Origin of the sequence: Streptomyces phaeochromogenes, from assembly GCF_001418655.1 — a bacterium.
Lineage (GTDB): Bacteria > Actinomycetota > Actinomycetes > Streptomycetales > Streptomycetaceae > Streptomyces > Streptomyces phaeochromogenes.
In genome coordinates, this window is the sequence record NZ_LIQZ01000521.1 from 19,284 (window position 1) to 28,657 (window position 9,374).

Consider the following 9,374-nt stretch of genomic DNA (forward strand, 5'->3'; position numbering starts at 1 on the left):
GGCCCCGGAACATACACGCCAAGTGGGCGACACCAGCGTGACGAAGGTCCACTTCATCCGTTATTGAAGCCATTTGCACCAAGAGAGATAAGGCTCACGGCCAGGGCGTGGACACACACGGGCGGGCGGACGGCACGTCAATACGCGCCGTCCGCCCGCCCGTTGAGCGGAACCCGACCGGGCGATGACCCGGCCGGTTATCCGATGGCTACGAAACCACCGCCGGATCCACCGACTTGGCAACCCGCTCGGAGTTGCCTTCGTCACTCACGGCGATGCCTCGCCGCTTGGACACGTAGACCGCGCCCACGATGACGGCGAGCGAGAGCACCGCGATGAGAACCCGCATGCCCACGCTCTTGTCCTCGCCGTAGCTGAATTTGACCACCGCGGGCGCGATGAGCAGCGCCACCAGGTTCATCACCTTCAGGAGAGGGTTGATCGCCGGCCCCGCGGTGTCCTTGAAGGGGTCGCCGATCGTGTCACCGATCACCGTCGCGGCATGGGCCTCGCTGCCCTTGCCGCCGTGGTGGCCGTCCTCGACGAGTTTCTTCGCGTTGTCCCACGCGCCACCGGAGTTGGCGAGGAACACCGCCATCAGCGTGCCGGTGCCGATGGCTCCCGCGAGGAACGAGCCGAGCGCGCCGACCCCGAGCGTGAAGCCGATCGCGATCGGCGTCAGTACGGCGAGCAGACCCGGTGTGGTCAGCTCGCGCAGCGCGTCCTTGGTGCAGATGTCGACGACGCGCCCGTACTCGGGCTTCTCGGTGTAGTCCATGATCCCGGGGTGCTCGCGGAACTGCCGCCGCACCTCGTAGACCACGGCCCCGGCGGACCGCGAGACCGCGTTGATCGCCAGCCCCGAGAAGAGGAAGACGACCGCGGCGCCCGCGATGAGCCCGACCAGGTTGTTGGGCTGCGAGATGTCCATCATCAGGTTCATGGGCGCGCCGGGCCCTGAGACCTTCTCGCCCACTTCGTTCGCGGCCGTGAGGATCGCGTCGCGGTACGAGCCGAAGAGCGCCGCCGCCGCCAGTACCGCGGTGGCGATGGCGATGCCCTTGGTGATGGCCTTGGTGGTGTTGCCGACGGCGTCCAGGTCGGTGAGCACCTGCGCGCCCGCGCCCTCGACGTCACCGGACATCTCGGCGATGCCCTGCGCGTTGTCGGAGACCGGACCGAAGGTGTCCATGGCGACGATGACGCCGACCGTGGTGAGCAGACCGGTACCGGCCAGGGCCACCGCGAAGAGCGCCAGCATGATGGACGTACCGCCGAGCAGGAAGGCCCCGTACACGCCGAGGCCGATCAACAGGGCGGTGTAGACGGCCGATTCGAGACCGAGCGAGATACCGGCGAGGACGACGGTGGCCGGGCCGGTCAGCGAGGTCTTGCCGATGTCCCGTACGGGACGCCGGGTGGTCTCGGTGAAGTAGCCGGTCAGCTGCTGGATCAGCGCGGCCAGGACGATGCCGATGGCGACCGCGATGAGCGCGAGGATCCGCGGGTCACCGGCGTGGCCGAGGATGGCCTCGTCCGTGACGCCGTCCAAATCGGCGTACGAGGACGGCAGATAGGCGTAGACCGCCGCTGCCACGAGCGCCAGCGAGATCACCGCGGAGATGAAGAACCCGCGGTTGATGGCGCTCATCCCGCTGCGGTCCGATCGGCGCGGAGCCACGGCGAAGATGCCGATCATGGCGGTGAGTACGCCGATCGCGGGCACGATCAGCGGGAAGGCGAGCCCGGAGTCGCCGAACGCCGCCTTGCCGAGGATCAGCGCGGCGACGAGCGTGACGGCGTACGACTCGAAGAGGTCGGCGGCCATTCCCGCGCAGTCGCCGACGTTGTCGCCCACGTTGTCCGCGATGGTCGCGGCATTGCGCGGGTCGTCCTCCGGAATGCCCTGCTCGACCTTGCCGACCAGGTCGGCGCCGACGTCGGCGGCCTTGGTGAAGATGCCACCGCCGACACGCATGAACATGGCGATCAGCGCGGCACCGAGGCCGAAGCCCTCCAGAACCTTGGGCGCGTCGGCCGCGTAGACGAGAACCACACAGGACGCACCAAGGAGTCCGAGCCCCACGGTGAACATGCCGACGACGCCGCCCGTGCGGAAAGCGATCTTCATGGCTTTGTGCGAGACGGCGGTGAGATCCTTTTCGGGCTCACCCTCTGCCGGAGTCGCTTCCCGGGCCGCGGCGGCCACGCGGACATTACTGCGTACGGCGAGCCACATGCCGATATAGCCGGTGGTCGCCGAGAACGCCGCGCCGATCAAGAAGAAGACCGATCGTCCGGCGCGCTGATTCCAGTCGTCCGCGGGCAGCAGCATGAGCAGGAAGAACACCACGACGGCGAAAACGCCGAGCGTTCGCATCTGCCGGCCCAGGTAGGCATTCGCGCCCTCCTGGATCGCCACCGCGATCTCCTTCATGCTCTCGGTGCCCTCGCCCGCCGCGAGTACCTGGCGTACCAGGACCCCGGCGACGACAAGCGCCGCAAGGGCGACGGCCGCGATGACCATCACGATCAGACGGTTGTCGTCTGTCAGTACTGCGGCTGCGAAGGTAGTGGGCTGGTCAAACTGATGAGGGGTAGAAAGCCCCGCCATTCGTCCTCCTTGACGCTTGGACCGAGCTCAAGATGTGGACGGATTGTAGGTACCGGAACCTGATCAAAACAGTGCGCGGTAAGTGGAATCAGCCTTCACATGCTCTTCAGCAAATGATCCACGGACCATCACGGAACCCGAAAGTGGTAATGCCCCAAAAGCATTGACGCGTGATCAATTGGCGCCCGGCGTGGCGTAAAGACGATCGTATTGTTGATCGTAATCCGGATAGTGAATTAATTCACGAAAACACGGATCTTGATCCGGAGATGGCCGCGCATGAGGTCCGGAGGTGACCGCGCATGAGGTCCGGGCAGGGCGTCGAGCCGGCCCGGACATGCGAAAGGGCCCTGCTGAGCAGGGCCCTTTCGCACATGTGGGGCAGTACCAGGGGGTGGATCAGGGAACGAGCGCAGCCGGCGGCGTGGTGGGCCAGCTCATCCTGATCAGGCCGCCGTTCTCACCGGCGGTCACTTCGACGTCGTCGACGAGGCCGCTGATGACCGCGAGGCCCATCTCGTCCTCTTCGGTCTCGACGTCCGCGTCACTGGCTCCACCATGGGCGCCCGGCGTCTTGTCGCCGGGAACCGTGTGCGGGGCCTCGTCGCCGACCTCGATGGAGAACTGCTTCTCCTCTTCGATCAGCGACACCCGCACCGGCGCCGAGATTCCGCCACTCTGGTGCAGGCCGACGGCCCGGGTGCAGGCCTCGCCTACGGCGAGCCTGACCTCATCGAGAACGGCCTCGTCCACTCCGGCCCTGCGCGCCACCGCTGCCGCCACCAGTCGGGCGGTCCTGACGTGCTCGGGCAGCGCGCTGAAGCGGAGTTCAACGGTGGCCATGCATCCCCCTCGGAACTACGGGCGTGCGGTCGGGGGGCCGGGTCGCCGAGACCCGGCCCCCCTCCATTGACTTCTGCCTCCCGGACACGGTCCGGGATCCGGCTGTCGGCCGCTGACCGGCCAGTCAGGGACGGGCCGGTCCACGGCCGGTCAGTCGGTGGCCGCCACCGCTTCCTCGACCGAGGTGTGGATCGGGAACACCTTGGTGAGGCCGGTGATGCGGAAGATCTTCAGAATGCGCTCCTGATTGCAGACGAGCCGGAGCGAACCCTCATGGGCACACACCCGCTTCAGGCCGCCGACCAGAACGCCGAGCCCGGTGGAGTCGAGGAAGTCCACGCCCTCCATGTCTACGACGAGGTGAAAACTGCCGTCGTTCACCAGCTCGACCAACTGCTCGCGCAGCTTGGGCGCGGTATATACATCGATTTCGCCACCGACCTCGACGACCGTACGATCGCCGACGGTACGGGTCGACAGGGACAGGTCCACGGATCCTCCAGCACCTTGCTATCGAGCGGTCATCCCAAGGGACACCTCGGCAGAGCCCCCAGGATGGTTCGCCAGCCGCGATGGCATTCAATCACTTACCGGCAGGCGTGCACGACGCCTTGGGTCCATTGTCCGTCACGCCAGTGACACACTCGATGCCGATGGCCAAGAATCACCGATCCGATCGAACCTCGACGGACACCGCATCCCGCCCCTCGCCGGGCGAGATCCTGGACCGGCTCGCCTCGGGGCCGAGCCGGGCTTCGCGCATCACTCATACGGAGCACTTGCCCCCACGTGAGGGTCGTCATGCCGTGTGGCCCGACCGGATCCGCGCGGAGGTCATCGCCGCGGTGCAGTCCGCGGGAATCGAACACCCCTGGGCCCACCAGGCACTCGCCGCCGAGCACGCCCTCGACGGCGAGTCTGTGATCGTCTCCACGGGCACGGCCTCCGGGAAGTCCCTGGCGTATCTCGTCCCGGTCCTGTCGACGCTCCTCGACGGCTCCGAGGCGCCGAACGGCCGTGGCGCGACAGCGCTGTACCTCGCCCCGACGAAAGCGCTGGCAGCGGACCAGCGCAGGTCCGTGAAGGAACTTTCACAACCCCTGGGCAATGCCGTACGTTCCGCGGTCTACGACGGGGACACGCCCGTCGAGGAGCGCGAATGGGTACGCCAGTACGCCAACTACGTGCTCACCAACCCGGACATGCTGCACCGCGGGATACTTCCCTCACACCCCCGCTGGTCCTCCTTCCTGCGCGCCCTGCGCTATGTCGTCATCGACGAATGTCACACCTACCGGGGCGTCTTCGGGTCCCATGTCGCCCAAGTGCTGCGCCGGCTGCGCCGCCTGTGCGCCCGTTACGGATCGTCTCCCGTCTTCCTCATGGCCTCGGCCACCGCCGCCGAGCCCTCGGTCGCCGCCTCCCGCCTCACCGGCCTGAAGGTGCTGGAGGTAGCCGACGACGCCTCACCCCGCGGTGAACTGGTGTTCGCCCTCTGGGAACCGCCCCTCACCGAACTCCACGGCGAGAAGGGCGCTCCCGTCCGCCGCACCGCCACCGCCGAGACCGCCGACCTCCTCACCGACCTGACCGTGCAGGGCGTCCGCTCGGTCGCCTTCGTACGCTCCCGCCGCGGCGCCGAGCTGATCTCCGTGATCGCCCAGGAACGCCTGGCCGAGGTCGACCGCTCCCTGGCCCGCCGCGTGGCCGCCTACCGCGGCGGCTACCTCCCCGAGGAACGCCGAGCCCTGGAACAGGCCCTCCACTCCGGCGAACTCCTCGGCCTCGCCGCCACCACCGCCCTCGAACTCGGCATCGACGTCTCCGGACTGGACGCCGTCGTCATCGCCGGCTACCCGGGCACCCGGGCCTCCCTGTGGCAGCAGGCGGGCCGCGCCGGCCGCTCCGGGCAAGGGGCGCTGGCGATCCTGGTCGCCCGCGACGACCCGCTGGACACGTTCCTCGTCCACCACCCCGAGGCCCTGTTCGACCAACCGGTGGAATCCACCGTCCTTGACCCCGACAACCCGTACGTCCTCGCACCCCACTTGTGCGCCGCTGCCGCCGAACTTCCGCTGACCGACGACGACTTGCCCCTCTTCGGCCCCGCCACCGCCGAGCTGCTGCCGCAGTTGGAGGCCGCCAAGCTGCTGCGCCGCCGTACGAAGGCATGGCACTGGACACGCCGGGAGCGGGCCGCCGATCTGGCCGACATCCGCGGCGGGGGCGGCAGTCCGGTACAGATCGTGGAGGCCGGTTCCGGGCGCCTGCTGGGCACGGTCGACGCCGCGGCGGCGCACGCCACCGTCCACGAGGGCGCCGTCCACCTCCACCAGGGCCGTACGTACCTGGTGAAGGAGCTGCACCTGGACGACTCCGTCGCCCTGGTCGAGGAGGCCAACCCCCCGTATTCGACGGTCGCCCGCGACACCACCGCCATCTCCGTCCTGGAGACGGATGTCGAAGTCCCCTGGGGCGACGGCCGGTTGTGCTACGGCTCCGTCGAAGTCACCAACCAGGTCGTCTCCTTCCTTCGTCGTCGTGTCATCACCGGCGAGGTGCTCGGTGAGACCAAGCTCGACCTCCCGCCCCGCACCCTCCGCACCCGGGCCGTGTGGTGGACGGTCACCGAGGACCAGCTCGACGCCGCCCGCGTGAACCCCGAGATCCTCGGCGGCGCCCTGCACGCCGCCGAACACGCGTCGATCGGCATGCTGCCGCTCTTCGCGACCTGCGACCGCTGGGACATCGGCGGCGTCTCCGTCCCGCTGCACCCGGACACCCTCCTGCCCACCGTCTTCGTGTACGACGGCCACCCGGGCGGCGCCGGCTTCGCGGAACGCGCCTTCCACACGGCCCGCGAGTGGCTCACCGCCACCCACCAGGCCATCGCCTCCTGCGAGTGCGACGCCGGCTGCCCGTCCTGCATCCAGTCCCCCAAGTGCGGCAACGGCAACGAGCCGTTGCACAAACGGGGGGCGGTGCGGTTGCTGACGGTGCTTCTGAAGGGGGCACCGGAGAAGCCGGCCGGGGAGGGTGCGGCGAGCGGCGAGGCCTGAGGGCTGAGCGGTGAGGGTGAGGATTGAGGGCTACGGTCCCGCCTCCTCGACGGCTCGGACGGGCGCTCCGGTCGGCGCCGGAGGTACTCCGGGACCAGCTGATCCCTCCGGGCCCTCCAGGCCCGCCGAGCCAGGAGGACCGGCCGGAACCACAGGCCCTACAGGCCCCGCCGGCCCCGCCCTGGCCCGCACCTCCGCCGTCAACGGTCCCCGTCCCGCCGCGACCGTGACGTCCGAGATCTCGCCCTGGACGGCACACCGCACGACCCGGGTGCCCTGAGCCCGTGCCACCCGGTCCGCCTGCTCGCAGGCCGCCGTCCCGCCGTCCATCCAGCGGTCGGCCGCCGCGAGCGCCGCCAAGTCGGCCGCTCCGCCCGCCCGGTGGCGAATCACCACCGCTTGCCCCATCGCGAGGACAGCGCCGAACACCACGCACAGGACGGCGATCGCACCCACGGTCCAGACGGTCGCCGACCCTCGGTCCGACCCGAAGACCTTGGCGGGGGCCCTCGCGAAAGCCCTCGTACGCAACCGCGACCCTGCCCACCTCATCCGCCCGCCCCCACCGTCTCCTCGGCCAGGGCCGCGGCCTCGTGCGTCAGGTCGAGGGTCAGCGCGTCGGGCCCCGGCGCCTTCGCCTCGACCCGTACGCGCACCAGGTCGCCCTCTCTCCGGACGGTGACCCGCGCGCCGCTCGGCGCCGTGTCACGGGCCGCCGCCAGCACCGTGCCCGGCGGGTCCTGCCGGGCCGCCGCTCGGGCCCCCGCCCTGGCCGCGTCCACGCACTGGATCAGCGAGGCAGCCGCCATCAACGCCCAGACCAGCGCCATGGTGAACGCGACCAGCACGGGCAGCACCACGGCCGCCTCCGCCGTCACGAAACCCCGGTCCCGGGACATCTCCAGAGGCACGTCCGCACCGGACGACCCAGCCTCAGAACTGCCCATTGAGCGCCCGCCCCACGATGTCCTGCAGAGCGCCACGCACCTGCCCGCTGGTCAGCACCTCGTAGAGCACCACGGCGAACCCCACCGCCGTGATCAACCCCATCGCGTACTCGGAGGTGACCATTCCGGCATCCCTCCGCACCTTCCAGCCCCGGCCCGCCAGGACCCACGCCCGCACCGGCCCCAGCACTCGTACTCGTACTCGCCGCATCGCCTTGCTCATCCGAACCCCCGTACAGCTCTGTTCCGTTGACCTTGACTTCTGAATTTGGACCTTGGCCCGTTGGTCTGACCCTTGACCGGCCCTGATCACTCGTCGTTCACCCCGTCCCGTACGTCACCCACCACCCCCAACCAGCACCCCGCCCGCGAGCCCGATCACCACGGGCAGCACGCCGATGGCGATGAACGCGGGCAGGAAGCACAGCCCCACCGGCGCGGTGACCAGGACACCCGCCCGCCGAGCACGGGCCGTGGCGGTACGCCCCCACTCCGCCCGGGCCTCCGCGGCGATGCGTGCGACGGGCCCCGCCGCCGGTACCCCGGATTCGCCCGCCCGCTCCAGCAACCGGGCCAGCGCCCGAGCCTCTGGCAACGCGGCCAACCCCCGCCACGCCTCGGCCGGTTCACCCCCGAGCCGCACCTCGGCCGCACCCCGCGCCAGCCGCTGCCCCACGGGCCCGTCCAGCGCCTCCCCCACCGCCTGGGCTGCCACCGCGGGACCGGCACCCGCCGCGATACAGGCGGCCAGCAGATCGGCGGCGAGGGGCAGTTGCCGCGTGGCCAGCCCCACGTCGAACTCCTCCACCGGCGCCGGTCTCCGCTGCCACCGCCACATCCCGAATCCGGCCACAAGCCCGACCACGACCCCGGTCGCGCCTCCGACAACGGCCCAACAGACGCTCAGGGCACCGAAGACCGGCAGCCACCGCCTCAACTCACCGCGCATCACCAGGCGCCGCCCACCGGAAGCCGACTCCACCGCAGACCCCGCCGACCCCGTGCCCACGGCCACCACGGCCTTCAACCGCCTTCGCGTCCTCCGCTCCCGCCGCGCCGCACCCAGGGCCCGGGCGAGCGCCCACACCGCCACCACGACACACAGCGCCACCCCCAGCCTGTGGACAACTTCCGCGCTCATCCCGCCTCCGCTCCTCGTACGATCCGCAGCACCCACCACAGCCCGACGCCCTCCAGGACCCCGCCGACGAGGAGGCAGCCCAGCCCCGCGCCGGTGTGCAGCACGACATGCAGCGGATCGGCGCCGAGCGCGGTACCAAGGAGCAGTCCGAGCACCGGCAGTCCCGCCAGCAGCACCGCCGTCGACCGTGCCCCGGCCAACTGGGCACGCAGGTCGGCCCGTTGGTCCCGCTCCGCACGCAACGCCCCCTCAAGCCGGTCGAGCCCGGCCGCGAGTCCGGCGCCCCTGTCCACAGCGACCCGCCAGCACGCGGCGAGGCCCAGCAGTCCTTCGGCTCCCGGTCGTCGTGCCGCGTCGGTGAGCGCGCCGGGCACGTCCCCGCCGAACCGGGCCGCCGCCAGCACCACCGCCTGCGCGCTGCCGAGCCCGCCCGAGTCACGGGATGCGCCGTGCAGGGCCTCGCCCGGCTGACGTCCGGCGCGCACCTCCCCCGCGAGCGCCCCGCACAGCGCGATCACCGCGTCGGCCCGCCGCTCCCGCGCCCGCCGTGCCGCCCCGGCACGCCGGGCCCGTCGCACCAGCGGCACCCCGAGCGCACCCGCGACGAGCGGCACCACGGACGCCCCGAGCAGACCGACCACCGCCCCGGCGACCAGGACCCACCACTCGCCCCGCATCCGATGCCACCGCCGCAGCCGCTCTCCGACCCGCACGGCCTGCTCCCACGCCGGCGGCCCCGCTCCCACCGCCCCGCCGCCCGCACACACCAA

The 9,374-nt window shown here is 70.6% G+C and carries 9 protein-coding genes; 1 reads left to right on the forward strand and 8 read right to left on the reverse strand.

Translation table 11 applies throughout. The annotated features are described in order from the left end of the window. Window positions 1-208 precede the first annotated feature (208 nt). From AOK17_RS44575 to bldG, 3 genes are all read right to left on the reverse strand, one after another. The gene (locus AOK17_RS44575) at window positions 209-2,614 is read right to left on the reverse strand and encodes a sodium-translocating pyrophosphatase (protein WP_055618363.1); all 2,406 of its coding nucleotides are present in this window, start codon (window positions 2,612-2,614) and stop codon (window positions 209-211) included. Between the two features lie 399 nt (window positions 2,615-3,013). Continuing rightward, window positions 3,014-3,457 (reverse strand): ATP-binding protein, encoded by a 444-nt coding sequence (locus AOK17_RS44580; RefSeq protein WP_055618364.1) that lies wholly within the window; start codon window positions 3,455-3,457, stop codon window positions 3,014-3,016. A gap of 150 nt (window positions 3,458-3,607) precedes the next feature. Then, window positions 3,608-3,949 (reverse strand): anti-sigma factor antagonist BldG, encoded by a 342-nt coding sequence (gene bldG / locus AOK17_RS44585; RefSeq protein ID WP_055618365.1) that lies wholly within the window; start codon window positions 3,947-3,949, stop codon window positions 3,608-3,610. 80 nt (window positions 3,950-4,029) lie between these two features. Here bldG and AOK17_RS44590 point away from each other — a divergent pair, with 80 nt between their 5' ends. Further along, window positions 4,030-6,516 (forward strand): DEAD/DEAH box helicase, encoded by a 2,487-nt coding sequence (locus tag AOK17_RS44590; protein ID WP_079053642.1) that lies wholly within the window; start codon window positions 4,030-4,032, stop codon window positions 6,514-6,516. Window positions 6,517-6,546: 30 nt separating this feature from the next. On the opposite strand, the gene AOK17_RS44595 is transcribed toward AOK17_RS44590, so the two are convergent. From AOK17_RS44595 to AOK17_RS44615, 5 genes are all read right to left on the reverse strand, one after another. Continuing rightward, entirely contained in the window at window positions 6,547-7,068 is a 522-nt protein-coding gene (locus AOK17_RS44595; RefSeq protein ID WP_079053643.1) for an Rv3654c family TadE-like protein, read from the reverse strand. Beyond that, window positions 7,065-7,415: a TadE family type IV pilus minor pilin gene (locus tag AOK17_RS44600; protein WP_189843215.1), complete on the reverse strand. Its 351-nt coding sequence runs from the start codon at window positions 7,413-7,415 to the stop codon at window positions 7,065-7,067. The genes AOK17_RS44595 and AOK17_RS44600 overlap by 4 nt, the downstream gene beginning before the upstream one ends. A gap of 34 nt (window positions 7,416-7,449) precedes the next feature. Further along, window positions 7,450-7,686 carry a DUF4244 domain-containing protein gene (locus tag AOK17_RS44605; protein ID WP_055618368.1) on the reverse strand — a complete coding sequence of 79 codons (237 nt, stop codon included), beginning with the start codon at window positions 7,684-7,686 and terminating at the stop codon, window positions 7,450-7,452. A 114-nt stretch (window positions 7,687-7,800) separates the two neighbouring features. After that, window positions 7,801-8,604, reverse strand: coding sequence for a type II secretion system F family protein (locus tag AOK17_RS44610; protein WP_055618369.1), 804 nt, complete (start codon window positions 8,602-8,604; stop codon window positions 7,801-7,803). Then, window positions 8,601-9,374, reverse strand: a 774-nt coding sequence (locus AOK17_RS44615) for a type II secretion system F family protein (RefSeq protein ID WP_055618370.1), incomplete at its 5' end; no start/stop codon positions are given. The genes AOK17_RS44610 and AOK17_RS44615, both read right to left, overlap by 4 nt.

What these genes read in the sequence shown, in the direction of transcription:
- AOK17_RS44575 (WP_055618363.1), bottom strand. Translation starts at nt 2,614, where the DNA reads ATGGCGGGGCTTTCTACCCCTCATCAGTTTGACCAGCCCACTACCTTC.
- AOK17_RS44580 (WP_055618364.1), bottom strand. Translation starts at nt 3,457, where the DNA reads ATGGCCACCGTTGAACTCCGCTTCAGCGCGCTGCCCGAGCACGTCAGG.
- AOK17_RS44590 (WP_079053642.1), top strand. Translation starts at nt 4,030, where the DNA reads ATGGCATTCAATCACTTACCGGCAGGCGTGCACGACGCCTTGGGTCCA.
- AOK17_RS44595 (WP_079053643.1), bottom strand. Translation starts at nt 7,068, where the DNA reads ATGAGGTGGGCAGGGTCGCGGTTGCGTACGAGGGCTTTCGCGAGGGCC.
- AOK17_RS44600 (WP_189843215.1), bottom strand. Translation starts at nt 7,415, where the DNA reads ATGTCCCGGGACCGGGGTTTCGTGACGGCGGAGGCGGCCGTGGTGCTG.
- AOK17_RS44605 (WP_055618368.1), bottom strand. Translation starts at nt 7,686, where the DNA reads ATGAGCAAGGCGATGCGGCGAGTACGAGTACGAGTGCTGGGGCCGGTG.
- AOK17_RS44610 (WP_055618369.1), bottom strand. Translation starts at nt 8,604, where the DNA reads ATGAGCGCGGAAGTTGTCCACAGGCTGGGGGTGGCGCTGTGTGTCGTG.